The organism is Burkholderia sp. BCC1998, assembly GCF_905339875.1.
GTDB lineage: Bacteria > Pseudomonadota > Gammaproteobacteria > Burkholderiales > Burkholderiaceae > Burkholderia.
The window spans coordinates 1-23,741 of the sequence record NZ_CAJPHE010000017.1; the positions used below are offsets into that span (position 1 = coordinate 1).

Below are 23,741 nucleotides of genomic sequence, written 5' to 3' on the forward strand. Positions count from 1 at the left end.
GGGGCTGCACAGCTACGGGCAACTCTGACGCATGCGCGGCGTTGCCTACCATGTTCTACCCATGCGCTTCGGCGAGCATTACCCCTACCCGCCGCCGGCGTGCCGGACCAGAATGTCCGAACGAGCATCGCCACATTCCGGATGCGACGCAGGAGGAACTGCCATGAGACGCGTCTATTTTCTGTTGCCGACGGCGCAATGCGCGCGATCGATCGTCGGCGAGCTGCTGTCGCTGCGAATCGAGTGGCGACATATCCATTGCCTCGCGAATCACGATGTCTGGCGCGACGACTTGCCGGAAGCCACGCTGGTGCAACGCAGCGACCTGCTGCCGTCGCTCGCGCGCGGCACCGCGGTCGGCTCCGCGACCGGCATGCTGATGGGGCTGATCCTGCTGCTGGTCCAGCCCGCGGGTTTGCCGATCGGCGGCGGCATCGTCGTGGCGATCACGCTGTTCGGCGCGGCCTTCGGCGCATGGGTGGCGACGATGATCGGCATCGACATGCCGAGCACGCGCCTGAAGCGTTTCGAGGAGGGCATCGAGCATGGCGAGCTGCTGATGATGATCGACGTGCCGACCGACCGCGTTCGCGAGATCGAAGACGCGATCAGGCTTCACCATACGGATGCGCATCTGCAGGGAGAGGATCCGACGGTCCCGGCATTTCCATGAGTGGCGGGGCGGCCCGAATGCCGGCCGCTACGGCGCTACACGTTGCCGGACGCCATCGCTTCATGGCGCCCGGCAGCGCGCCGTGCGCACGCTGCCGCGGGTCGCGCGTGTTGCGCGTTTTTCAGCGTTTTTCAATTCGCGGCGAGCAGCCGCTTGTAGCGCGCGAGCACGCGCGGCACGTACTCGCGCGTCTGCGGCATCGCCGGGATGCGATACCCGGCCCGAATCACGGCATTCTCTCCGGCGTTGTACGCAGCGAGCGTGAGTTCGACGTTTTCCTTGAACAGGTCGAGCAGGAAGCGCAGATACCGTGCGCCGGTCAGCACGTTGGCGCGCGGATCGAACATGTCGCCGCCCGAGAAGCGCCGGGCCGTTTCCGGCATCAGTTGCATGAGCCCGAGCGCGCCTTTGTCCGATACCGCCTTCGGGTTGTATCCCGATTCGACGTCGATCACGGCGCGAAGGAGTTCGGGCGGAACGTTGAACGACCGGCTCGCTTCGGCGATCACGTCCTCGAACGACGACGCGACGACGTGTTTCGGCGCGACACGCTTCGTCGTGGATGCGGCCGGCCTGGCGGCTGGCCTCGCGGCCGCGACGATCACTTTCAGATTGACCGTAGTGGGCACGTTGGTCAGGACGATGACCCCGTTCTTCGCCACCATGCCGAATATCTGCGCGTGAGCGGCGCACGACCATGCCGAGCCGATTCCCGCGCATGCTGCGACGATGATGGTCTTTCGTAATCCGGACGAAGGTTGGCAGTGCATCTTTCAGGCCTCCTGCATCTGCATTTTCGTGGCCGGGTGTTCGCATCGGCAATGGGGCATCCTCCTACAATTCGATGCCGGAAGAGACGCGCCGCGCGGCGCTGCAAAACTGTTACACAAGTAATCGCCGGTAGGATCCGGTAATCCGGCGAAGTTGACGATCCTTACGCGCAACAGTTGTTTTCTGCTCGATGCAACCGTGGGTGCAGAAGAAATCATTTCTCGCGCGGCGAAAGCGATCGGATAGTCCCGCCATCCGTAGTCTTACTGATGCGACGCACCACCCCGAAACGATTCACGCCTGAAACATTCCCGTCGTCGCACGACGTTTCCGCAGATGCATGCCCGGCGCGGGCGCTCGCGCGCGGCGCGGTGGCGCGATCCTTGCTCGGACGAGGAGCGTGGCCAATCGCTCGCGAGGCGGGCCACCAGACCGGACCGAGGAAATCATCAGAAAGGGCGTCCGGCACCGTGCAACCGAGGCATCGATGTCCAACGGGGGTGCAAGCGCGGGAACATTTGGGGGAAGTCGTGAATACTAAATATCGCGTGATAATTGCAGAAGATCACGATCTGCTGAGAAACGGGCTCCGGTCGATGCTTTGCGCACAAGGCGACTACGAAGTCGTCGGCGAAGCGCGGGACGGCAAGGAGGCATGCCATCAGGCAATGACGCTCGCGCCGGACCTGATCCTGATGGATCTGTCGATGCGCGGGATGAACGGCATCGATGCGAGCGCGACGATCAAGCGCCGAACGCCGTCCGTCCGGATCGTCGCGCTCACGGTGCACCAGAGCGAAGAGTATGTGCGCGAGGCGCTGCGCGCGGGTGTCGACGGCTACGTGCTCAAGGACGTTTCGTTCGACGAATTGCTGCTCGCGATGCGCATGGTCATGCAGGGGAAGAAGCACCTGAGTGCCGACGTGTACGGCTACATGGTCGACTCGTTCGTCAGCGGTCGCGAAATGCCCGCGCCGAAAAAGGCGTGGGACATCCTGACCGCACGCGAACGCAGCGTGCTGAAACTGATCGCGGAAGGACGCACCAACCGGCAGGTCGGTCAGTACCTGAACCTGAGCCCGAAGACGATCGAGAAGTACCGGGCGAGCATGATGCACAAGCTCCATCTCGCGAATCTGACGGAGCTGGTGCTCGTCGCGATGAACATGGGTCTGTTGACGACACTCGCGGCGAAATGCGCGGAGCCGAATGTGGACGAGGTGTCGACGCACGCAGTCGCCGACGGCGTGCAGGCGGCAGGCGCCGTCGCGCGGCTGGACGACTATCCGGCGGGCGGCGTGAAGGGCTGAGCGCGGCTGCGCGTCAGAGCGGCCAGGTTGCCGAGACGCGCGTACCCGTCGCGGCGGACGACTGGATCGCAAACGTGCCGCCGTGCGCCTCGATGCGGTGCTGCATGCCGATCAGGCCGAGCCCGGCCGTGCGCGCGTCGTCCGTCGAAAGCGGGCGACGTTCGTAGCCGACGCCGTCGTCGTCGATCGTCAGCATCAGGCTGCCGGCATCGTGTTGCAGGCTGAGCACGATCTCGGTGGCCTGTGCATGCTTGACGATGTTGTGGAGTGCCTCCTGCGCGACTCTGAACGCGTCGGCCTTCAGATGATCCGGTATGTCGTCGTCGTCGACGTCGCAATTGAACTCCACCGACAGCGGGTCCGCGTCGCGCTCGATGCGCCGGCACAGCGAAGCGAGCGCGGCCGGCAGTCCGAGCTTGTCGAGTATCGGCGGCCTCAGTTCGCCGCAGATCTGGCGGACTTCGCCGATCGTCTCGCGAATGCGCAGCACGGCGTCGTCGAGCAGCGTCGTCGCGTCCGCGATCTCGCCGCGGCGAATGCGCATGAGCGCGTCCTCGTTCATCAGCTTGATGAGCGTCAGCGCCTGGCCGAGCCCGTCGTGCAATTCCGCGGCAAGCCTATGCCGTTCCTTCTGCTGGCCCATCAGGAGATAGGTGTTGCAGGCATGCACGCCCGCATCGTTCGCGGCGGCGCCGCGCCGTTCGGGCTCGGGCGTCGACGGTTCCTCGAACAGCGTCAGCGACAGGTGCGTGTCGGGAAGTGCCTGCTGATGTACGACGAATCGCGCGGGATGGCCGCTTCGCCCGCTGAGCATCGCAGTGAACGAATGATGCTGAAGGGCGACGCTCGTGGACAGCTCGCTCGCCAGCTCGGCGTGGGCGTCGTCGGGCGCCAGGTCGGACAGATGCCGGCCGACGAGTTCGGCGGCCGTGTAGCCGAACAGCGCCGCGGCACTGCGATTGACCGATACGAAGGTGCCGTCGTCGGCGAGAATGGCGAGCGCCGCTCCACGCGCATCGGTGACGACAGCACTGCGGCGATCATCGGGACGCACCGCGCTGCGCAGCTTGCGCATCGCATCGATCAGATCGAGCAGCCTGATTCGTGGTCCTTCCGGCTGGCGTTCAGTCATGGTATCTCCCGAAGCGCAGTTTTCAGGAAACCGTAAGGTTTCGGTCATTCTAGGACGTGACCGACTCGGCCCGCAACATGGGGATTTCGCGCGTACGTCTTGGGGAAATACCTTCCGTATGCAACGGGAAATCCCGCCAAGCGGGCATGTCCTACCGGCCTTTGGGGGGCGTCATCCCATGACGCTCGCGACCGGATTCATGACACTTCAGTGGCGGGGCACGGAATTGTCCGCTGCCTGGGCGCGTCTCAGGGAGGCTGGTATGAACAGGATCGGAAGATCGACGATGGGCGCACTCGTGGTCGCGGGCGTTGCGCTTGCCGCGACGCCCGCGTGGTGTGCACCCGATGGCAGCGCGATCGAGAACGCCGGCGGTGCGGCCGCGGAAAACGCCGCCGCGAGCACGAGCGTCACGGAGAATGGTGCGCCGGATGCCGTCGAGAGCATGACGGGAATGAACATGCAGAACGGTGGCGAAGATTCCGTCGGAAACGCCGCCGATGGCGCGGCGACGCACGCCGCGGAGCACGCGATGGAGCCGGCCGCGGAGCACGCGACGGAGCCCGCCACCGAACCCGCAATGCAGCCCGCCGCAGGGCACGCGATGGAGCCCGCAACCGAACCCGCGATGCAGCCCGCCGCGGAGCAGGCGACGGAGCCCGCAACCGAGCCCATGACGCAGCCCGCCGCGGCGCCCGCCAACGATAGCCCCGCGCCGGCCGCACCCGCCGCAAAACCGGCGGACAAGGCCGCCTCGCAGATGACCGACGGCGCGACCGGAGCCGCCGGCATGCACATGCATCATCACGCCGTGATGCCGGGCACCGTGCACACGATGGTCCAGTATGTCGAGCCGTCGGTCCAGCTCGTGCGCGACGACGGCCGGACCGTCTCGCTGGTCAAGGAACTGGACGACGGCCGGCCGGTGATCCTGACCTTCATCTACACCAGTTGCACGACCATCTGCCCGATGATCAGCCAGACGCTCGAGCAGCTGCAGGGCGAACTCGGCGCCGACCGCGACAAGGTGCACATCATGTCGATCTCGATCGATCCCGAGGCGGACACGCCCGAGCGGCTCAGGACCTACGCGGCACGCTTCGAAGCCGGCCCCGAATGGCAGCACTACACCGGTACCGTCGATGCGAGCGTCGCCGCGCAACGCGCGTTCAACGTGTATCGCGGCGACAAGATGAACCACACGCCGGTGACGTTCGTGCGGGCCGCGCCGGGCCAGCCGTGGCTGCGTATCGACGGCTTCGCGACGCCGACCGAGCTGCTCGCGGCCTATCGCGATGTCGTTGCGTCCAACTAGGTATCGCGTCTCTGAAAGGAGCGTCGAAATTGGACAACAAGCACCGTGTGCTGATCGTCGAGGATCAGCATCTGTTGCGGGTCGGCCTGAGTCACCTGGTTTCCGAGCTGGCCGACTACTGCATCGTCGGCGCGGCGAGCGGCGGGGTCGAGGCCTGCCGTCTCGCCGAGAAGACGCGGCCCGACCTGATCCTGATGGATCTGTCCATGCCGGGCGGCAGCGGCTTCGAAGCGATCGCGACGATCAAGCGCGACGTGCCGCATGCGCGGATCATCGTCCTCACGGTTCATCGCAGCGAAGACAACGTCAGGGAAGCGTTTGCCGCCGGCGCGGACGGCTACGTGGTCAAGGATTCGCCGTTCGCCGACCTGGTGCGCGAGATGCGCTTCGTGATACAGGGCAAGTGCGTGGTCAGCCTCGACGCCTATCGCGCCCGCGCCGGCCTGCACGGGCTGCACGACGCGAACGCGCACCGGGCGCGATTGTGGAACGCGCTGACGAATCGCGAGCGCACGGTGTTGCGTCTCGTCGTCGAGGGGCACACGAGCCGGCAGGTCGGCGAGTGCCTGAAGGTCAGCCCGAAAACGGTGGACAAGCACCGCGCCAATCTCATGCGCAAGCTCGGCGTCGTGAACCTGACCGGCCTCGTTCACTTCGCGATCGACGTCGGTGTGCTCGCGCTGAACGACGACGACCGTGTGTAAATCCCCTCCATTCGGGCAGGGCCCAACAGGGGGGGATTTACCCATGGGGATGGACGGCACTCCCTACTTCTGACCCGTACCGGCGTGAACAAGAATGCAATCAACGGCATCGGCGGCGCCGGTGCCGCGGGTCGATACAGGGAGGCAGCCGTGAGCCACGAATCGTTCTCGATCCCGGCCGGCGCGCCGGGCCGGCGGCAGCGTGACGCACGACGCGTGTGCCGCGCGTGTGCGAGTCGCGGCTTCACGCTGCTCGAGCTGCTCGTCGTGATGGTCATCATCGGATTGCTGGCAGGGCTCGTGGCGCCACGGTATTTCGAACAGGTCGGCAAGTCCAACGTCAAGATCGCGCGTGCGCAGATCGTGTCGCTCGGCCAGGCGCTGGATCAATACCGGCTCGACGTCGGTACCTATCCGACGACCGAGGAGGGGCTGGATGCGCTCGTGAACAAGCCGCAAAGCGCATCGCGGTGGAGCGGCCCCTATCTGCAGAAGGCCGTCCCGGTGGATCCGTGGGACCGGCCCTATCAGTATCGTTCACCGGGCGAGCACGGCGACTACGACCTGTTCTCGCTCGGCAAGGACGGGCGCGGCGGCGGTACCGGCGAGAACGTGACGATCTCGTCGTGGTAGAGGCGCATGGCCGCGGTCGCGGCGCGCGTCGTGAGCAGCTCGCAAGGAGGCTCGACGTGAAATTCGTGCTGCATGTATTCGATACGAGCGGCTCGGTGCAGACGCTTCGCATCGACAGCGATTCGCCGGCGAACGCGGCCTCGCTCGCGCGTGCGCGCGGCCTTCGCGTCGTATCGGTCAGCACGGACGCCGGGCGGCAGCGGCGCGGCGCGAACCGGCTCGGCATGCCGCGTGCGCGGTTCGACGTCGACATGTTCGCGCGCGAGCTGGCGGCGCTGCTCGATGCGGGTGTCGGCCTCGTCGACGCGTTGCGCACGCTCGGCGGCAACGCGCGGCGCGAAGCGTCCGCACAGGTGTGCCGCGACCTGCTGCGGCAGCTCGAGGAAGGGCAGTCGCTGTCGGCGGCGCTCGAGCACGCGAGCCCGATCTTTCCGCCGGTGCTGGTGGCGTGCGTGAAGGCGAGCGAGCAGACCGGCGGCCTGGCCGACAGCCTGACGCGCTATTCGCACAACAGCGCGACGCTGCGCGAGTTGCGCGCGCGGGTCGTGTCGGCGGCGATCTACCCGACGGTGCTGCTGTTCGTCGGTGCGGCCGTCGTGCTGTTCCTGCTCGGCTTCGTGGTGCCGCGCTTCGCGACGCTGCTCGAACACAGCGGCCGCGAGCTGCCGCTGATGTCGCGGCTGCTGATGGCGTGGGGCGGCATGGTGCACGCGCACGGCACCGAGCTGGCCAGCGGCCTCGCGGTGCTGGCGGTGGCCGCCGGTATCGCGCTGCGGCGGCCGGCGCTGCGCATCTGGCTCGCGGATCGGCTGCTGGCGCTGCCCGGCATCGGGCAACACTTCCGCGTGTTTCGCCAGTCGCAGTTCTATCGCACGACGGCGATGCTGGTCGACGGCGGCATTCCCGCCATTCGTGCGTTCGATCTCGCACGCGGCCTCGTCGGCCGCGCGGACCAGGCAGCGCTGGCGCGCGCGCTGCAGCAGGTCCGCAACGGCGCGAAGATGTCCGACGCGTTCCAGCAGGCCGGTCTCGCGAATGCGATCGGCTACCGCCTGCTGACGGTGGCCGAGAAGACCGGCGGGCTCGGGCCCGTCCTCGACCGGATCGCCGCGTTTCAGGAAGCGCAGGTGTCGCGCACGATCGACCTGATTTCGCGGCTGATCGAACCCATGATGATGATCGTGATCGGCGTGGTGATCGGCGGCATCGTCGTGTTGATGTACATGCCGATCTTCGAGATCGCGTCGAGCATTCAGTAGCCGCCCCGGAGACGCGCGTGGACACCCTCACATCCTCCCCCGACAACCCGCCCGACGCGGACGCCGAACTGCGCGACCTGCTGCGCACGCTCGGCGAACGGCACGGTTCGGGCCTGCGCGCGCTCGAGGCATTGACGGCGCAGACGGCGCTGGGTGCGGACGAGATGCGCGAGCGGCTCGCGTCGCAATTCCGGATGAAGCCGATCGGCATGCGCGAACTGAATCGCCTGGAGCCGGATTTCGAGCTGGTGCCATTCGTCGAGGCAACGGCGCGCCTTTGCGTGTGCCTGCGCGATCCCGACTGCGGCGCGCTGCTGTTCGCGATCGCCGATCCGCTCGATGCCCGCACGCGCGGCTGGATCGAGCACCGGATGCGTGCGCACCCGGCGCTGCCGTACGGATGGGCGCTCGCGAGCGCGGGCGACCTGGGCGCCTATCTCGCCGTGCGGGAGAAGGACATCCGCGCGATGGATTCGCTCGCGTTCGACGATCCGATCCAGAGTGCGCCCGATCCGGCGTCGCTCGCGTTGACGCTGCAGGGCATCAGCAGCGACGACAGCCCGGTGGTGCGTCTGCTCAACTCGACGATCTACGACGCGCTCAAGATGCTGGCGAGCGACATCCACCTCGAATGCCGGGCGAACGGCTTGATGATCAAGTGCCGGGTCGATGGCGTGCTGACGGTGGTGGGGCGCGTCGAGGGCCGCGACGTCGCGGACCAGGTGCTGTCGCGCGTGAAGGTGATCTCCGAGCTCGATATCGCGGAGCGCCGCATTCCGCAGGACGGGCGCTTCAAGGCGATGTACGCCGGACGCGAGATCGATTTTCGCGTATCGATCATGCCGAACCAGTTCGGCGAGGACGCGGTGTTGCGGATTCTCGACCGCTACCAGCTGTCCCAGGCGTCGGGCGGCCTGACGCTCGAGGCGCTGGGGTTCCAGCCCGCCGACACGCGCTTCATGCGGTCGGTCGCGTCGATGCCGTACGGGATGCTGCTCGTCACGGGCCCCACCGGCAGCGGCAAGACCACGACGCTTTATGCAATCCTCACCGAAATCAACAACGGGCTCGAGAAGATCGTGACGATCGAGGATCCGGTCGAATACCAGCTCGGCGAGATCCTGCAGATACCGGTCAACGAGGCAAAGGGCCTGACGTTCGCGCGCGGCTTGCGGTCGATCCTGCGGCACGATCCGGACAAGATCATGGTCGGCGAAATCCGCGATCCCGAAACCGCGCAGATCGCCGTGCAGGCCGCGCTGACCGGCCACCAGGTGTTCACCACCGTGCATGCGAACAACGTGTTCGACGTGATCGGCCGTTTCACGAACATGGAGGTCGATCCGTACAGCTTCGTATCGGCGCTGAACGGCGTGATCGCGCAGCGGCTGCTGCGCCAGTGCTGTCCGGACTGCCTGGACGAGGACACGGTCGACGCGGATGCGCTCGCCCGCTCGGGCATCGACCCGGACACGGCCGGCAGCTACCTGTTTCGCCGCGGTACCGGGTGCGCGATGTGCCGCGGCAGCGGCTATCGCGGCCGGCGCGCGATCGCGGAAGCGCTGCGCATGAACGACGAACTGCGGCAACTGCTGTCGGAGCGCGCGCCGCTCGGGCACATCAAGGCGGCGGCGCTGCGCTACGGCATGACGACGTTGCGCGCATCGGCGATCGACCTGGTGAGGCGCGGCGAAACGACGCTCGAGGAGATCAATCGTGTCACCATGGTCGAATGATCGGCTCGCGATCGGCGTCGGCACGCGCGAGATCGTCGTCGGCATCCGCCCGCGCGCATTGTGGCGGCCGGGCCGGCGCGGGTTCGCCGCCGATCCGCTCAGCGTCGTCATCCCCGACGAACGGTTCGGGAGCGAGACGGGGGTGCTCGATGCGCTGGCTGCCGCGCTGGCCGCGACAGCCACGACAGCCGGCAGCGACGGCAACGCGAAGCGGCCGCCCGCGCGCGGCGCGCACATCGTGCTCGACGATTTCTGGTGTTGCCATGCGATCCTGCGCGGCGACTTCCGCGCGCTGCACGCGCGCGAGCTCGAGGACATCGCGCTCGCGCATTTCTCCGACACCTACGGGGTCGCCGCCGAGTCGCTGGTCACGCGCTTCGACGTGCGGCGCGGCGGCCGTGTGCTCTTTGCCAGCGCGCTGCCGCGCACACTGTACGACGGCATTCTCGGGACGGGCGCAGCCGGCGCCGTCCGCATCCGCTGCCTGCGCGCGGGGCTTCCGGAGACGCTCGATCGGGTCGCGGTGAAGCCGGACGGCGACGCGATGCTGCTCGTCGTCGGCGAGGCGTTGCTGCAGGCGGTCATGATCGAGCGCGGCGAGTGGACCGCGTACGACGCGCAGCGCCTCTTTCCGGGCGAGTCCGGCGATGCGTCGAGGCTTGCCGAACTCGCCGAGCAGCTGTTCGAGCGCTCGGCGACGCGCACGGGCCTGACGCGCGACGACTGCAAGGTCTATCTGTCCGGCGTCGACACGGATGCCGCGCCGTTCGAGGCGCGTTTTGCCGCGGCCGTGCTGCCGGGCCCCGCGGCGCTCGACGGTTCGCCTGCGCGCCGGTTGCTGGAGTACGCATCATGAGCCGCACGCTCGACATCGATTTTTGCCGGCGCCGCGCCCGTATCGGCGTGAGCGGCGCGATCCTGCTCGGCGTCGCCGCGCTGTTGTGGGGCGCGTGCGCCGTCCGGCTCTGGCACGCGTATGCGGAGAACGATCGCATCCGGGACGCGCTGGCGCTCGTTCAGCATCGCACGTTCGCGCAGCAGCACGTCGTGAAGCCGCCGCCGACCGCGGCCGCGCGGCTCGCGGAAAAGCAGAGCCAGGCCGTGCTGCGCGAACTGACCGTGCCGTGGCAGACGCTCTTCTCGATCGTCGAAGACTATCCGGGCCATGACGTCGCACTGATCGGCATCGACCAGAACCCGGCACAGGGCCAGATTCGCATCACGGCCGAAGCGAAGGACCCGGACGCGATGATCGCGTACCTGAAGTACTTGCAGACGAGCGACGTGCTGCGCGAGGCGACGCTCAACGGCCACCTCGTCGAGGAGAACGTGGCGGGAAAGCCGGTGCGTTTCCAGATCACGGCCGTCTGGAGGAAATCATGAAAGCCGATCGTTTCGCGGACCGCCTGCTCACGCTTCAGTTCGCGTGGCGCCGTGCATTCGGCCTGCCGGGGCTCGCCGGGATCCTGATGCTCGGTGCCGCGGGCATCACGTATGCGGCGCTCGCCGGCGTGGAGGCCGACACGCGCGCGATGCAGGCGCCGGCGGGCGTCGTGCGCGCCGCACGCGGCCATCGTCCGGCCGACGTGCGCGGCACGGCGGCGGACGCGACGACGCTCGACACGTTGCCGGCGCTCTTTCCGCGCTTTTCGCAAAGCGCGGACGACATCGCGTCGATCTTCGAGCAGGCGCGCGACAGCCATCTGGCGCTCGGCTCCGCCGAGTACCAGATGACGACCGAGTCGGGGGCGCGCTTCACGCGCTACCAGGTGCTGCTGCCCGTGAAGGATCAGTACGGCGCGATCCGGCATTTTCTCGCATCGGTGCTGAACCACGTGCCGAACGCGGCGCTGCAGGAAATCCACGTCGAGCGTCCGGCGGTGGGCAGCAGCATTCTCGACGCGCGGGTTCGTTTCGAACTCGTCTATCGGAGCGCCCAGCCATGATCTCCGCCGTCATGAAACCCGCGTCGCGCAATCGGCTCGTGCTCGTGCTGGGCTGCCTCGTCGTCGCCGGTACCGGATATCGCGTGCTGGTGGCGGCGATGCAGCAGCCGGCTCCGGCCGCTGCAAGCGGCATCGTCCATCGCGACGGTGCGCGCGTGGCGCCGGTGCCGGCACGCGCACATGTCGCGGTGGCCTCGCATGCCGCGGCGCCTGCGCCCGCGTCGTTGCCCGCGGCGCATGACGTACCCGCGCCGCATGACGCGGCGGCGACCGCGCGGGAACAGCTCGCCGCATTGCGTGCGCCCGTGTCCGTCGAAGCTGCGCACGATCCCTTCACGGCGTCGTCATGGCTGCCGCCGCCGCCCGTCGAGCCGCCGCCGCCGGAAACGCGTCCGGCGCCGCCGACCGCGCCGCCGGTGCCGTTCATCTATCTCGGCCAGCAGGATGCCAAGTCGGCGAAGCCGCAAGTGTTTCTCGGCAACGGAGACCAGTTGCTGATCGTTTCGCCGGGCGATGTGATCGACAGCCAGTATCGCGTCGAGTCGGTGTCCGAGTCGAACGTGGTGCTCACCTATCTGCCGCTGAACCAGATCCAGATGGTGCCCATTTCAGTGGAAGGAAAGTAAATGGAAACCGTACTGACACGGGATGTGCGCCGCAACGGGGACGGCGGCCCGTCGACACGCCTTTGCTCCGTCACCCCGGCCGGTGCGCGACCCGCACCGGCGCCCCGCTGCGCGACGCAACGCGCGCTGGCGATCGCCGTGGCGCTGCTCGCGTGCGGCGGCTGCGCGCATGTGCCGAACCTTCAGGACGATCCGACCAACGCGCAGGTGAAGATCGACGCCTTGCACGAGCGCAACGACGCGATCGGCCAGCTGCTCGACAACGCGGACGCGTTTCGTCAGCAGAACGAATTCGACGACGCGGCGCGCTCCGTCTACATGGCGAAGCAGCTCGATCCGACCAGCGAGCGCGCGCGCCGGATCGGCGCGATGATCGACCAGGACCGCAAGCATCTCGCGATCCTGCAGGAAGCGGACCGCATGATGAAGCGCGGTTCGTACACGCAGGCCGCCGAACGCGTGCATCGCGTGCTGGTCGAGGATCCGGCCAATGCGATGGCGATGCGGATGCAGGCGGAACTCGACGAAAAGCGCCGCCAGCAACACGCGGACCGCGACGACAAGCTCGCGGCGTCGTCGATCATGCGCACGCCGGTGTCGCTGCAGTTCCGCGACGCGAACGTGCGGATGGTGTTCGAGGCCTTGTCGCGGACGTCCGGGCTGAACGTCATTTTCGATCGCGACGTGCGCGCCGACCTGAAGACGACGATCTTCGTGCAGAATGCGTCGCTGCAGGACACGGTCGACATGATCCTGTTGCAGAACCAGCTCGACAAGAAGCAGATGAATGCGAACACGCTGTTCATCTACCCGGCGACGCCGGCCAAGGAGCTCGAATACCAGGAGCTCAAGGTGCGCACGTTCCAGCTGTCGAACGTCGATGCTAAGCAGATCCAGTCGCTGCTGAAGAGCCTGCTGAAGGTGAAGGAGGCCGTGATCGACGAGCGCGCGAACTCGGTGACGATCCGCGGCACGCCGGACACGATCAAGGTCGCCGAGGAAATGATCACCGCCCAGGACTTGCCGGAGCCGGAGGTGATGCTCGAGGTCGAGGTGCTGGAGGTATCGCACGACCGGATATCGCAACTCGGCATCAACTGGCCGAACTCGTTTACGGTGTCGACGCCGAGCTCGGCCGATACCTGGGGCGTGCTGCATCATCTGCCGATCAATGCGCTGAACGTGAGCGGCCTGTCGGCCACCGCGGACTTCAAGCTGACCGACACCGACGCGAACCTGCTCGCGAGCCCGCGCATCCGCGCGCGCAACAAGGAGAAGGCGCGCATCATGATCGGCGACAAGGTGCCGGTGATTTCGAGCTCGAGCACGCCGAGCACCAGCGGCCCGTCATTTACGCAGATGATCCAGTACCTCGACGTGGGCATCAAGCTCGAGGTCGAGCCGCAGGTTTATCGCGACGGCGACGTCGGCATCAAGCTGAATCTCGAAGTCAGCAACATCACCAACACGATCTCGAGCGGCAACTCGCAGGGGCTGAGCTCGCTCGCGTATCAGATCGGCACGCGCAGCGCGTCGACCAGCCTGCGGCTTCGGGACGGCGAAACGCAGATCATGGGCGGCCTGATTTCGGACGAGGACCGCCGCAACGCGAACAAGGTGCCGGGTCTCGGCCAGTTGCCGGTGCTCGGCCGCCTGTTCTCGGATCACGGCGGCGATCACAAGAAGACCGAGATCGTGCTGCAGATCACGCCGCATATCGTCCGCCCGCAGGTTGCGGCGGATGCGGACACGCAGGAAGTGTGGTCGGGCACCGACGTCAACGTGCATGCCGACCAGCTGCGACTCGATCCGGTGGCGCTGAATGCGGAGGCGCCCGCGGCGACGGACGCGAAGGCGCCGGCGGCGCCAGAGGCGAAGGCCCCCGCGGCGCCGGAGGCGAAGGTCGTTCCGGGCAGCGTGGGCGGCGGGACTTCGGGCGGCGCGGCGCCGTCGCCGCTGGAGGCCGCGGCGAACCGTGCGCAGCCATCGCCGCAGAGCGGCGCGTTCGGGCAGCTGCCGGCCGCACCGCGCACGACGCCTCCGCCCGACCCGTACGGCGGGCGGTTTTCGAGGTCTCAGCCGGGATTGCCCGCGCCGGCCCCCGGGGCCGCCGCGGCGGAGCAGCCGGCTGGCGGCGTGGCGCAGGCGGCCGCGCCGGCGGGCAATGAAGCGGCGCCCGCGCCGGGCACCACCGTGACGCCGGTTGCGTCGCCGGCACCGGCCGAGCAGGCGGCCGCGGCGGCCAATGCGCCGGCCGCCGCGCCGGCGTCGCCCGCTCCGACGCTGCAGATGCCGGCGGGCGATATCCCGAACGAAAACCCGCTTCGCCCGATCGGGAAGTGAGCCGTGAACGCCCGCCGCGCAGCGCCTCGCATTGGCCGCGTCGGTCGGCGCGGCTTCACGTTGATCGAGATGGTCATCACGCTCGCGCTCGTGTCGATTCTCGCGCTCGCGATCATGCCGTTCTCCGAACTGATCGTGCAGCGTCAGAAGGAGCAGGAGCTGAGTGCCGCGTTGCGCGAGATTCGCACGGCGCTCGATGCGTACAAGGATGCGAGCGATGCGGGGCAGATCGAAAAGGAGGCGGAAGCGTCCGGCTATCCGCCGTCGCTGGCCGTGCTCGTGACGGGCGTGAAGAACGTCCGCGACCCGAAGGGCGGCATGATGACGTTCCTGCGCCGCGTGCCGCGCGATCCGTTCTTCGCCGGCGATCCCGATACGCCGGCCGAGGACACCTGGGATGTGCGCGCGTACGGCACGCCGCCGGACCCGTCGGCCGACGCGGCTCCTGCCGGCATGGAGCCCGGCAAGGACGTGTTCGACGTGACCTCGAAATCCGCTCGTGTCGGCATCAACGGCATTCCGTACAAACAATGGTGACGGTTCATCATGAAACCCGCTCGCATGCGCAGGATCCGCGGCTTTACGCTGATCGAAATCGTGGTCGTGATGGCCATCATCGGGCTGCTTCTGACCTTGGCCGTGCCGCGCTACATGCACAGCATCGAGCGCGGGAAGGAACAGGTGCGGCGGCAGAACCTCGCGGTGATGCGCAATGCGATCGACCAGTATTACGGTGACAACGGGCAATACCCCGACACGCTCGACGAACTGGTCGCGAAGCACTATTTGCGGGCGGTTCCGGTCGATCCGGTGAACGGCGACGACAAATGGGCGACGATCGCATCGCCGGACGACACCAAGCCGGGCGTCTACGATGTGGGGCCCGCGAGCGGTGTGCAAGGCGCGCCGCCGGGCGTGGCGGGAACGGCGGGAACGGCGGGCGTGGCCGGGGCGGTGAAATGAGCCGGTCCGGCCGGGCCGCGCGCGCGCGTGCGATGCATGCCCGCCTGCGCGGCGGGCGGCAGCGCGGGCTCGTGCTGCTCGCGCTGCTGATCGCGCTGATGCTGATGTCGATCGCGCTGGCCGGCGCGCTGGATGTCTGGTCGCTGCAGCGGCGCCGCGAACAGGAGCGGCAACTGCTGTTCGTCGGCGATCAGTACCGCAGGGCCATCGTCGCGTACTACCGTGTCGGGCGCGTATATCCGCAAACGGTCGACGACCTGCTGGACGATACGCGCTTTGCCACGCCCATGCATCATCTGCGCCGCGCATATCCGGATCCGGTCAGCGGCAAGAACGACTGGTCGTTCCTGTGGCGGGCCGACCGGTTCTACGGCGTATCCAGCAGCTCGGATGGCGCGCCGATCAAGCGCGCGGGATTTCCGGATCGATACAGGGACTTCGAGGGCCTCGAAACCTATCGGCAATGGAAGTTTCTTTACCTCGCACCGGGTATGGCCGCATCGGCTGACGAAGCGTCGCCGGCGGCGCCGGCGCGGCCGGCCAGTGCGCCGAGCCTGTCCGGTTTTCCGGGCGGCTCGCTGCCCGGACAGGTGCCGACGGGCTTGCGTTGACGCGGATTCGGCACCACGCGATACAGGCCGCACGCAAAAAAGCGCGACGCCCGCAACGGGCATCGCGCGTAAAACGGCGTGGAGCGCCGACGAATGAAACGTGATGAAGAAAGGGGCGCCCGGCTAGGGACGCCCGGTTAGGGACGTCCGACCAGGGACGCCCGGTTAGGTGCGCCCGGCCAGGGACGCCCGGCCAGAGGCTCAGGCCTTCGCGAGCTTGATGCTGGTCGGCTCGGCCGTCAGGTAGCCGACGCTCGCGCCGAAGCGGTCCTTGTAGTTCGCGCGCACCAGCGGGTCGAGCGTCGCCTTGACCTTGTCGTGCAGCGGCGTCTCCCAGTCGCCCACGTGCTGGAAGTTGCTCATCACGTAGGTCCAGCCGTTGATCTCGTCGACCGCGTGCAGGCCGGTCGATTCGGCGCCGGCCGGGCACGACAGCACGCGCGCGAGCGATTTCGTGTCGACGTTGTACGCCCACAGGAAGTTGTTCACGTGCATGCCCGAGTCTTCGCCGATGAACAGCGTGCGCAGCTTTTCGGAGAACTTCAGGTTGTCGGGGTTCGCGATCTTGTCCGGGTTCGCGAGGTTGCCGAGCGCATCGGCCGCGGCGAGGTCCTCGCCGACGAGCGCGGCCGGCGCGCTCATGTCGACCGGCACCCACTCGCTGTCGATCGCGCTGCCCGACTTGTCGCGCTGGCCGGCCTTCAGGTTCAGCGCATAGACGGCGCCCGCGGCGATCTTCTTGTCCACCGCGACGTCGCGCGACACCGCATTGCCGCTGACCATCGACGTCTCGATCCGCGACATCGCCGTGTAGACGATCTTGTCCTTCGCGTTGACCGTCGTGCCTTCGAGCTTCGTGAACGCCATGCTGCCGCCGATCAGCGCCGCGTAGCGGTGCGTCTCGAGGAACGCGGCCGCCTTTTCCATCCCGGGCTTCACGCGCATCCAGTTGAACTTGCCGCCGAAGTGGATCTTCGTGTAGCTCGCGTCGTTCGGGTCGGTCGTCGTCAGGTCCATGATGTCCGACGCCTTCAGCGTGTTCGCGAGCGTCTCGATCTCGCTGCTCGTCGCGTGTCCGATCCTGATCCACGTGAGCGTCGCGCTGCCCGCGCCGGCGGACGACGTCTGCGTCCACTTCGCGACGTAGAGCGTGCCGGCCGACAGGTCGGCCGCCTTGTCGGCGACGAACATGAACAGGCCGCCGTTGGTGGCGTCGTCACCCATCATCACGGTGCGCTGGTCCGGCATCACCTGGATCAGCTCGTGCGAGATGCGGCCGAGACAGTAGTGCTTCTTCACCGTGCCGGTGCCATCCGGATTCACCGTGATCTCGGGCAGGTGGCCGTAGTGGTAGGGGTTTGCCTTCGTCTCGTCGCCGAACGTGTTCCGGCTGAATGCCTTGAACTGGGCGTCGGTCGCGGCCTTCGTCGCATCCGGCTCGTATTCCTCGCTCGACAGGTGCGTGCCCCACGGCGACAGGCTCGCGCCGCACGTGATCCACAGGCCGTGCGCTTTCGACGTGTCGACGTTGTGATACTTGACGACCTTCAGCGCGCCGCTGGACGGATCCTGGTCGAGCGTGATCACCGCGATCGGCGACGGCAGCTGGCCGTACTGTGACGCGCTTGCCTGGTCGCGCGTCGTGTATTCGAACTGCACGACCGCGAACACCGTGTTGCCCTTCACGCCGGCGACGCTGGCGTTCTTCAGCGTCAGCAGCGAGCTGCCGTCCGGGCAGTCCGAGTAGAACTGGCGCTCCTTGCCTGCCACCGAGCGGTCGATGATCGGCTGGTTGTTGATGTCGTAATAGCCGCCCGCGAGGGTCGTGCCGCCCTTGCCGTCCGGCACCATGTCGCCGGTCACGAAGAACGGCCGGTACGCGAGCTTGAAGTTGCGCGACGAGCCGTCCGAGAACGCCACCGACAGCGTTGAGCCGACCGTCGTCGTGGCCATCGCGGCCGCGTTGTCGAGCGTGGGCGCGGCCATCGCCGAGAACGTCGCCGACGTGTACGCGGCGGCCGGCGTCGCCGCCACCGGATTGTCGTCGCCGCCGCAGCCGGTCAGCAGGGCCGGCAGCGCGAGGCCGGAGAGGGGCAGCATGGGCGCGCCGGCGAGGATCTTCAGGGCCTGACGACGGGAAGCATTGGGCAACGCGGGCATGTGGAGTCCAGTTTCAGATATTGGAAGAATGGCCTTCCGCGAAGCAGGCGATCAGCAAGCAAGGCGAAGGCAAGTTGAAAACTGGACCGAAGTGTAGGGACGCTAGATGAAAGTTTTTTGAATAGAAAACGTAATGATGTGTCGGGCGTCCGTCAGGCGGGCTGCCGGACGCCGGTCGCAAGCGTTTGCGCTCAGTCGCGCTCGGGCGTCGCCGAGATGCGGTGGATCGACAGGTCGGCACCGTCGAATTCGGCTTCGCGATCGAGGCGCAGCCCGACGGTCGCCTTCAGCGCGCCGTACACGAGCGTGCCGCCCGCGCTGGCGATCGCGATGCCGCCGAGCGTGCCGATCAGCTGCGACACGAACGACACGCCGCCGAGGCCGCCGAACGCGGGTTGCCCGAACACGCCGGCCGCGATGCCGCCGAGCGCGCCGCACATCCCGTGCAGCGGCCACACGCCGAGCACGTCGTCGATGCGCCACTTGTTCTGCACGCAGGTGAACATCGCGACGAACAGTGCGCCGGCCGCGGCACCCGTGACGAGCGCGCCGATCGGGTGCATCACGTCGGAGCCCGCGCAGACGGCGACGAGGCCCGCGAGCGGGCCGTTATACGTGAAGCCCGGATCGTTGCGGCCGGCCATCCACGCGGCGAGCGTGCCGCCGACCATCGCCATCAGCGAGTTCACGGCGACGAGGCCGCTGATCTTGTCGAGCGTCTGCGCGCTCATCACGTTGAAGCCGAACCAGCCGACCGCGAGTACCCACGCGCCGAGCGCGAGGAACGGGATGTTCGACGGCGGATGCGCGGCGATCCGGCCGTCCTTCGCATAGCGGCCGTGGCGGGCGCCGAGCAGCAGCACGGCCGGCAGCGCGACCCAGCCGCCGAACGCGTGCACGACGACCGAGCCCGCGAAATCGTGGAACGGCGCGCCGAATGCATGCGTGAGCCAGGCTTGCACGCCGAAGCGCTCGTTCCATGCGATCCCTTCGAAGAACGGATAGATGAAGCCGACGATGATCAGCGTCGCGACGAGCTGCGGATTGAATTTCGCGCGCTCCGCGATGCCGCCGGACACGATCGCGGGGATCGCCGCCGCGAACGTCAGCAGGAAGAAGAAGCGGACGAGCGCGTAGCCGTTGTGCTGCGACAGCGTGCCGATGTCGTCGAAGAACTCGACGCCGTACGCGATCGTATAGCCGATGAGGAAGTACGCGAGCGTCGACACCGAGAAGTCGACCAGGATCTTCACGAGCGCGTTGACCTGGTTCTTCTTGCGGACCGTGCCGAGCTCGAGAAATGCGAAGCCCGCGTGCATCGCGAGCACCATGACGGCGCCGATCAACAGGAACAGTGTATCGACGCCGGATTTCAGACCATCCATGCCGTGGCTTCCTTGCGCAAAAAACGGGCGAGGAATGCAAGTATCGGGCCAACTTGGTGAACGGCTGCGTGCAATTGGTGCAGAGGGCCGTTTGGTGCGGCATTCCGGTGATGCCTGCACGATGGCGGGGCAGGCCACATGCGCCGCGGCTGCCATAACGAATGCACGTGCGTGGTGCGATGCGTGCGCAATTGGTGCGTTCGATGCGCGCCGCGGTGCGGCGTGGTGCGCCGCGATGCACCGGTGTGGCGCGTCAGCGGCGCGCGAACAGCGCGCGGGGGCGCCGCAGCCGCCACGCGCTGGCGCACCAGTAGACGGCGACGCTCGAGAGTCCGAGCGCCGCGAACGACAGCGCGGCGAGGCCCGCGCGCGACGGGTCGTCGCCGTCGGGGCCGAGGATCCCTTGCTGGACGATCAGCGCGGCCGTCCAGAAGCCGATCACCGCCTTCGCGAGCAGCCGGGCGCACGCGACGCGGCGCCTGTGCCCGGCATCACGCAGGCGTGTCGCGGAGGGGGCGCGAAGACACAGGAACAGGGTGGCGGCGAGCACGGCGGCCAGCGTGATGAACCAGTCGATGAGGAAAGCCATGAAGGAAGCGGAAAGCGCGTAGAGCGGATTGGAGCCTGCCCAATTCAGTGTCGGCGCGCGTGCGATTGAATCAGACAATTCCGAAATTGAAAGGCATTCTTAATCGGGAGTCGGCGTTGGCCCCGTTGCGGAGGCGGTATCATCGACACCGGTCCAACCCTGCAGGCCGTGCGGCGCACGGCCGGAGATTGCTGATGAAGATGAAGACTTCGCGGGCGCGTCGCATGCCCGGGTCCGTGCTGGCGGCCGCGGCCGTCGGCGCGGTGTTGTTGCTCGCAGGCTGCGAGAAGTCCGGCACGCCGGCCACGCAACCCGATACGGCCGCGAGCGCGGCCGCCGATGCCGCGAACAACGCGGCCAAGGCGCTCGACCAGGTGGCGAGCACCGTCAACCAGCAGATCAATGCCGCGAAGGCCGGCATCGCGAGCGCGGCATCGGCGGTGCCGCCGCTGTCGGCGAGCGGCCTCGCGTCCGCCGCGCAGGCGCAGATCGATGCGGCCGCTTCCGCGGTCGTCGCGCACGCGGCATCGGAAGCCGGCGCGAAGATCGCGGAGGCCGGCAAGAAGCTCCAGCAGTGGAGCCAGCAGAACGCATCGGGTGCGAAGCCGGCCAGCGGCGAGTAGCGGCCCTTGCGCAATCCGAGAAATGTAATTATAGTAGTTACACATTGTCGCCGGCTGCCGTTCGGGCCGGCGTCGCCGAGTGAGTGAGGAATGAATACCAGCAGCCGGTTCGCGTTTGCCGTTCACGTGCTCGCCTTGCTGTCGATGCAGGAAGGCGCGCCGCTGTCGTCCGACATCATCGCGGGCAGCGTGAACACGAATCCGGCGCTGATTCGCCGTCTGTTGTCGATGCTGGCGGCCGCCGGGCTGACCACGTCGCAGCTCGGCGCTGGCGGCGGGGCGCTGCTGGCGCGCGAGCCGGGCGAGATCACGCTGCTCGACGTGTATCGCGCGGTCGACGATGCGCAGCTGTTCGCGCTGCACCGCGAGGCGCCGAATCCCGCGTGTCTCGTCGGGCGGCACATCCAGGGCGTGCTGATCGACTATATCGGCGACGCGCAGCGCGCGATGGAAGCATCGCTTGCCACGCGCACGCTCGCGGACGTCACGGCCGACGTGCTCGCATCGGAGCAGCGCGGCCGGCCGGCGGGGAACGCGAGCGGCTGAGCGCAGGCAGCGGATGAGGTAGGGCAGGAGGCCGGGTGGCGCGCATTGCGTGGCGCCCGGCACAGCGGAGTGCGGCTCCGTTTTTTTTCGGTCTTATATGTAATTGCTGTAGTTACTTATTTATTTCTGGAGAATCGACATGACGCAACGTTCCTTGAACATCGCACTGTTTGGCGCCACCGGGATGATCGGCTCGCGCATTGCCGCGGAAGCCGCGCGCCGCGGCCATCGCGTGACCGCGCTGTCGCGCCATCCGGGGGCGGCGGCCGACGGCATCACCGCGAAGGCGGCCGACCTGTTCGATGCGGCCAGCATCGCGGCCGCGCTGCCGGGCCACGACGTCGTCGCCAGCGCGTACAGCCCGAAACAGGACGATCCCGCCAAGGTCGTCGCCGCGGCGAAGGCGCTGGTGGAAAGCACGCGCCAGGCGGGGCTGAAGCGGCTCGTGGTGGTGGGTGGCGCCGGGTCGCTCGAGGTGGCGCCGGGCAAGCAGCTGGTCGACACCGAAGGTTTCCCGGACGCGTACAAGGCGGTCGCGCTCGCGCACCGCGATGCGCTCGACTATCTGAAGACGGTCGGCGATCTCGACTGGACGTTCTTCGCGCCGGCCGCGCTGATCGCACCGGGCGAGCGCACGGGCACGTTCCGCACGGGCGTCGGCAAGCTGATCGTGGACGCGCAGGGCAACAGCAAGATCTCGGCGGAAGACTATGCGGTCGCGTTCGTCGATGCGCTCGAGCAAGACAGCTTCGTGCGCGAGATCGCGACCGTCGCGTATTGAGCGGCATCGTGGCGAGGCGGCACGCGAGTGCCGCATTCGCCGTGAGCGGCGCGCGGCACGCAGCGCAGCGCAGCCGCAGTGACCACGGGCGATTCCATCTCGACGGGTGGAATCGCCCGTTTCGTTTGGGCGCCGATGATTCATGGAGCGATGCGCACGCGACCCGTGCGCGACGCGGATCCGTCCCAGCCTGATTGGTATTTATCCCGGTCGACGCCGCGCAGCGGTTTCCATATTGTTCCCCGTCATGCAGGATGCATAGAAAAAATTTCTATCTACGAGGGACTGGGTAAATGGATGCCATCGATCGCAAGCTGCTGGAGCTGTTGCAGGCAGATGCCACATTGCCGATCGCGGAACTCGCGCAGCGCGTGAACCTGTCGCAGACACCCTGCTGGAAGCGCGTGCAGCGGCTCAAGGAAACCGGCGCGATCCGCGCGCAGGTCGCGCTGTGCGATCCGCGCAAGCTCGGGGTCGGCACGACCGTGTTCGTCGCGATCCGCACGAACCAGCACACCGAGGAGTGGGCGCAGCGTTTCACGCAGGTCGTGTGCGACATGCCGGAAGTCGTCGAGGTCTACCGGATGAGCGGCGAGACCGACTATCTGCTGCGGGTGGTGGTGGCCGGTATCGACGATTTCGATCGCGTGTACAAGCAACTGATCCGTGCGGTGCCGCTGTTCGACGTGAGCTCGTCGTTCGCGATGGAGCAGATCAAGTATTCGACCGCGCTGCCGGTGCGCGATCTGGCCGAGCCGGCGTAGCGCGCGGAACGGCAACGCGTCGCGGCGCATCGCGTCGGTGCGGGTGGGTTGCGTGTTCCCGCCGCCGTGGCCCGACGTCGTCGTAATGGCCCGCTCAGCGGCCGCGCGACATGGCGCGTGCACGTTCGTCCGCCAGCGCGTCGCGGCGCACGAACTCCGCGACGAACGGGCTGGCCGGATGGTGATGCAGCGCGTACGGCGTGTCCCATTGCGCGAGCCGGCCGTCCTTCATCACGCCGATCCGGTCGGCGATCGCGAACGCTTCAGCCTGGTTGTGCGTGACGAGGATCGCGGTGTGACCCGTGCGCTTGAGGATGTCGCGCAGCTCGAATGCGAGCCGCTCGCGCGTATCGACGTCGAGATTCGAGAACGGCTCGTCGAGCAGCAGCAGCTCAGGCGACGGCGCGAGCGCGCGGGCGAGGGCGACGCGCTGCTGCTGGCCGCCCGACAGTTCGTGCGGATACGCGCTGCCTGACGCGGCGAGGCCGACGAGTTCGAGCAGGTCCGCGACGCGGGCGCGCCGTTCGGCCTTCGGCATGCGCCGCAGGCCGAACGCGACGTTGTCGGCCGCGCTCAGGTGCGGGAACAGCGCATAGTCCTGGAACATCATGCCGATGCGGCGCCGCTCGGGCGGCACGTCGAGCGACGGTGCCGAGACGGGCGTGCCGTCCAGCACGATGCGCCCCATGCGCACGGGCTCGAAGCCCGCGATCGCGCGCAGCACGGTGGTCTTGCCGCAGCCCGATGCGCCGAGCAGGCAGCCGATGTCGCCGCGCGGCAGCGCGAGGCTCAGCCCGTCGACCACCGAGCGGCGGCCGTGCGGCGTATCGTAGGCGACGCAGAGGTCGTCGAGTTCGAGCAGGTTCACGGT

At 67.6% G+C, this 23,741-nt stretch carries 25 protein-coding genes; 19 read left to right on the forward strand and 6 right to left on the reverse strand.

Annotated elements, in window-relative coordinates:
* The first annotated feature begins 163 nt into the window (after positions 1–163).
* On the forward strand, positions 164–673 hold the full coding sequence (locus tag U5A56_RS25570) for a hypothetical protein (protein WP_044849149.1): 510 nt from the start codon (positions 164–166) through the stop codon (positions 671–673).
* 131 nt (positions 674–804) lie between these two features.
* On the opposite strand, the gene U5A56_RS25575 is transcribed toward U5A56_RS25570, so the two are convergent.
* Positions 805–1,443 carry a lytic transglycosylase domain-containing protein gene (locus U5A56_RS25575; protein WP_044849148.1) on the reverse strand — a complete coding sequence of 213 codons (639 nt, stop codon included), beginning with the start codon at positions 1,441–1,443 and terminating at the stop codon, positions 805–807.
* Positions 1,444–1,974: 531 nt separating this feature from the next.
* Between U5A56_RS25575 and U5A56_RS25580 the strand changes: the two genes are divergently transcribed.
* Positions 1,975–2,754: a response regulator gene (locus U5A56_RS25580; protein ID WP_044849151.1), complete on the forward strand. Its 780-nt coding sequence runs from the start codon at positions 1,975–1,977 to the stop codon at positions 2,752–2,754.
* 13 nt (positions 2,755–2,767) lie between these two features.
* On the opposite strand, the gene U5A56_RS25585 is transcribed toward U5A56_RS25580, so the two are convergent.
* Positions 2,768–3,886 (reverse strand): ATP-binding protein, encoded by a 1,119-nt coding sequence (locus U5A56_RS25585; protein ID WP_321811764.1) that lies wholly within the window; start codon positions 3,884–3,886, stop codon positions 2,768–2,770.
* A 673-nt stretch (positions 3,887–4,559) separates the two neighbouring features.
* Here U5A56_RS25585 and U5A56_RS25590 point away from each other — a divergent pair.
* The 13 genes from U5A56_RS25590 to U5A56_RS25650 all read left to right on the forward strand — a co-directional run bounded on the left by U5A56_RS25590 (position 4,560) and on the right by U5A56_RS25650 (position 16,022).
* Positions 4,560–5,201 carry an SCO family protein gene (locus U5A56_RS25590; protein ID WP_415749235.1) on the forward strand — a complete coding sequence of 214 codons (642 nt, stop codon included), beginning with the start codon at positions 4,560–4,562 and terminating at the stop codon, positions 5,199–5,201.
* A gap of 29 nt (positions 5,202–5,230) precedes the next feature.
* Entirely contained in the window at positions 5,231–5,905 is a 675-nt protein-coding gene (locus U5A56_RS25595; protein ID WP_321925204.1) for a response regulator transcription factor, read from the forward strand.
* Positions 5,906–6,121: 216 nt separating this feature from the next.
* Complete coding sequence (gene gspG, locus U5A56_RS25600; protein ID WP_257776050.1) at positions 6,122–6,538, forward strand: type II secretion system major pseudopilin GspG; 417 nt, start codon at positions 6,122–6,124, stop codon at positions 6,536–6,538.
* 56 nt (positions 6,539–6,594) lie between these two features.
* Positions 6,595–7,797, forward strand: coding sequence for a type II secretion system F family protein (locus U5A56_RS25605; RefSeq protein ID WP_321925205.1), 1,203 nt, complete (start codon positions 6,595–6,597; stop codon positions 7,795–7,797).
* Positions 7,798–7,814: 17 nt separating this feature from the next.
* The gene (locus U5A56_RS25610) at positions 7,815–9,533 is read left to right on the forward strand and encodes a GspE/PulE family protein (protein WP_124894398.1); all 1,719 of its coding nucleotides are present in this window, start codon (positions 7,815–7,817) and stop codon (positions 9,531–9,533) included.
* The gene (locus U5A56_RS25615; protein ID WP_321925207.1) at positions 9,514–10,389 is read left to right on the forward strand and encodes a hypothetical protein; all 876 of its coding nucleotides are present in this window, start codon (positions 9,514–9,516) and stop codon (positions 10,387–10,389) included. Before U5A56_RS25610 ends, U5A56_RS25615 begins: the two co-directional genes overlap by 20 nt.
* Complete coding sequence (locus U5A56_RS25620; RefSeq protein WP_044849141.1) at positions 10,386–10,916, forward strand: membrane protein; 531 nt, start codon at positions 10,386–10,388, stop codon at positions 10,914–10,916. The genes U5A56_RS25615 and U5A56_RS25620 overlap by 4 nt, the downstream gene beginning before the upstream one ends.
* Entirely contained in the window at positions 10,913–11,479 is a 567-nt protein-coding gene (locus U5A56_RS25625) for a hypothetical protein (RefSeq protein WP_321925209.1), read from the forward strand. Before U5A56_RS25620 ends, U5A56_RS25625 begins: the two co-directional genes overlap by 4 nt.
* On the forward strand, positions 11,476–12,105 hold the full coding sequence (locus U5A56_RS25630; RefSeq protein ID WP_321925211.1) for a hypothetical protein: 630 nt from the start codon (positions 11,476–11,478) through the stop codon (positions 12,103–12,105). The genes U5A56_RS25625 and U5A56_RS25630 overlap by 4 nt, the downstream gene beginning before the upstream one ends.
* A complete protein-coding gene (locus tag U5A56_RS25635; RefSeq protein ID WP_321925213.1) occupies positions 12,106–14,448 on the forward strand; it encodes a type IV pilus secretin PilQ in 2,343 nt (780 codons plus the stop codon).
* A 3-nt stretch (positions 14,449–14,451) separates the two neighbouring features.
* Positions 14,452–14,985: a type II secretion system protein gene (locus tag U5A56_RS25640; RefSeq protein ID WP_044848032.1), complete on the forward strand. Its 534-nt coding sequence runs from the start codon at positions 14,452–14,454 to the stop codon at positions 14,983–14,985.
* Positions 14,986–14,994: 9 nt separating this feature from the next.
* Positions 14,995–15,411, forward strand: a complete 417-nt coding sequence (locus tag U5A56_RS25645; protein WP_044848031.1) for a type II secretion system protein — start codon at positions 14,995–14,997, stop codon at positions 15,409–15,411.
* A complete protein-coding gene (locus U5A56_RS25650) occupies positions 15,408–16,022 on the forward strand; it encodes a type II secretion system protein (RefSeq protein ID WP_082088716.1) in 615 nt (204 codons plus the stop codon). The genes U5A56_RS25645 and U5A56_RS25650 overlap by 4 nt, the downstream gene beginning before the upstream one ends.
* A gap of 201 nt (positions 16,023–16,223) precedes the next feature.
* Here the strand turns inward: U5A56_RS25650 and U5A56_RS25655 are convergent, their stop codons facing one another.
* From U5A56_RS25655 to U5A56_RS25665, 3 genes are all read right to left on the reverse strand, one after another.
* A complete protein-coding gene (locus tag U5A56_RS25655; RefSeq protein ID WP_321925216.1) occupies positions 16,224–18,182 on the reverse strand; it encodes a PhoX family protein in 1,959 nt (652 codons plus the stop codon).
* Between the two features lie 191 nt (positions 18,183–18,373).
* Positions 18,374–19,567 carry an ammonium transporter gene (locus tag U5A56_RS25660; RefSeq protein ID WP_321925218.1) on the reverse strand — a complete coding sequence of 398 codons (1,194 nt, stop codon included), beginning with the start codon at positions 19,565–19,567 and terminating at the stop codon, positions 18,374–18,376.
* 253 nt (positions 19,568–19,820) lie between these two features.
* Complete coding sequence (locus tag U5A56_RS25665; RefSeq protein ID WP_321925219.1) at positions 19,821–20,156, reverse strand: hypothetical protein; 336 nt, start codon at positions 20,154–20,156, stop codon at positions 19,821–19,823.
* A gap of 194 nt (positions 20,157–20,350) precedes the next feature.
* On the opposite strand from U5A56_RS25665, the gene U5A56_RS25670 reads away from it, so the two are divergent.
* The 4 genes from U5A56_RS25670 (at position 20,351) to U5A56_RS25685 (ending at position 22,870) form a co-directional block, all read left to right on the forward strand.
* On the forward strand, positions 20,351–20,779 hold the full coding sequence (locus U5A56_RS25670) for a hypothetical protein (protein WP_124487519.1): 429 nt from the start codon (positions 20,351–20,353) through the stop codon (positions 20,777–20,779).
* Between the two features lie 90 nt (positions 20,780–20,869).
* Positions 20,870–21,325, forward strand: a complete 456-nt coding sequence (locus U5A56_RS25675) for an Rrf2 family transcriptional regulator (protein WP_124487520.1) — start codon at positions 20,870–20,872, stop codon at positions 21,323–21,325.
* 139 nt (positions 21,326–21,464) lie between these two features.
* Positions 21,465–22,106, forward strand: coding sequence for an NAD(P)-dependent oxidoreductase (locus U5A56_RS25680; protein WP_044848025.1), 642 nt, complete (start codon positions 21,465–21,467; stop codon positions 22,104–22,106).
* A 293-nt stretch (positions 22,107–22,399) separates the two neighbouring features.
* Complete coding sequence (locus U5A56_RS25685; RefSeq protein ID WP_044848024.1) at positions 22,400–22,870, forward strand: Lrp/AsnC family transcriptional regulator; 471 nt, start codon at positions 22,400–22,402, stop codon at positions 22,868–22,870.
* 94 nt (positions 22,871–22,964) lie between these two features.
* Here the strand turns inward: U5A56_RS25685 and U5A56_RS25690 are convergent, their stop codons facing one another.
* Entirely contained in the window at positions 22,965–23,738 is a 774-nt protein-coding gene (locus tag U5A56_RS25690; protein ID WP_044848023.1) for an ABC transporter ATP-binding protein, read from the reverse strand.
* Positions 23,739–23,741: the final 3 nt, after the last annotated feature.

Bases quoted from the DNA above. Each gene is read 5' to 3' on its own strand.
- U5A56_RS25680 (WP_044848025.1), top strand. From the start codon at position 21,465: ATGACGCAACGTTCCTTGAACATCGCACTGTTTGGCGCCACCGGGATG.
- U5A56_RS25670 (WP_124487519.1), top strand. From the start codon at position 20,351: ATGAAGATGAAGACTTCGCGGGCGCGTCGCATGCCCGGGTCCGTGCTG.
- U5A56_RS25635 (WP_321925213.1), top strand. From the start codon at position 12,106: ATGGAAACCGTACTGACACGGGATGTGCGCCGCAACGGGGACGGCGGC.
- U5A56_RS25625 (WP_321925209.1), top strand. From the start codon at position 10,913: ATGAAAGCCGATCGTTTCGCGGACCGCCTGCTCACGCTTCAGTTCGCG.
- U5A56_RS25585 (WP_321811764.1), bottom strand. From the start codon at position 3,886: ATGACTGAACGCCAGCCGGAAGGACCACGAATCAGGCTGCTCGATCTG.
- U5A56_RS25620 (WP_044849141.1), top strand. From the start codon at position 10,386: ATGAGCCGCACGCTCGACATCGATTTTTGCCGGCGCCGCGCCCGTATC.
- U5A56_RS25570 (WP_044849149.1), top strand. From the start codon at position 164: ATGAGACGCGTCTATTTTCTGTTGCCGACGGCGCAATGCGCGCGATCG.
- U5A56_RS25655 (WP_321925216.1), bottom strand. From the start codon at position 18,182: ATGCCCGCGTTGCCCAATGCTTCCCGTCGTCAGGCCCTGAAGATCCTC.
- U5A56_RS25685 (WP_044848024.1), top strand. From the start codon at position 22,400: ATGGATGCCATCGATCGCAAGCTGCTGGAGCTGTTGCAGGCAGATGCC.
- U5A56_RS25660 (WP_321925218.1), bottom strand. From the start codon at position 19,567: ATGGATGGTCTGAAATCCGGCGTCGATACACTGTTCCTGTTGATCGGC.
- U5A56_RS25675 (WP_124487520.1), top strand. From the start codon at position 20,870: ATGAATACCAGCAGCCGGTTCGCGTTTGCCGTTCACGTGCTCGCCTTG.
- U5A56_RS25650 (WP_082088716.1), top strand. From the start codon at position 15,408: ATGAGCCGGTCCGGCCGGGCCGCGCGCGCGCGTGCGATGCATGCCCGC.
- U5A56_RS25630 (WP_321925211.1), top strand. From the start codon at position 11,476: ATGATCTCCGCCGTCATGAAACCCGCGTCGCGCAATCGGCTCGTGCTC.
- U5A56_RS25575 (WP_044849148.1), bottom strand. From the start codon at position 1,443: ATGCACTGCCAACCTTCGTCCGGATTACGAAAGACCATCATCGTCGCA.
- U5A56_RS25665 (WP_321925219.1), bottom strand. From the start codon at position 20,156: ATGGCTTTCCTCATCGACTGGTTCATCACGCTGGCCGCCGTGCTCGCC.
- U5A56_RS25590 (WP_415749235.1), top strand. From the start codon at position 4,560: ATGACGCAGCCCGCCGCGGCGCCCGCCAACGATAGCCCCGCGCCGGCC.
- U5A56_RS25645 (WP_044848031.1), top strand. From the start codon at position 14,995: ATGAAACCCGCTCGCATGCGCAGGATCCGCGGCTTTACGCTGATCGAA.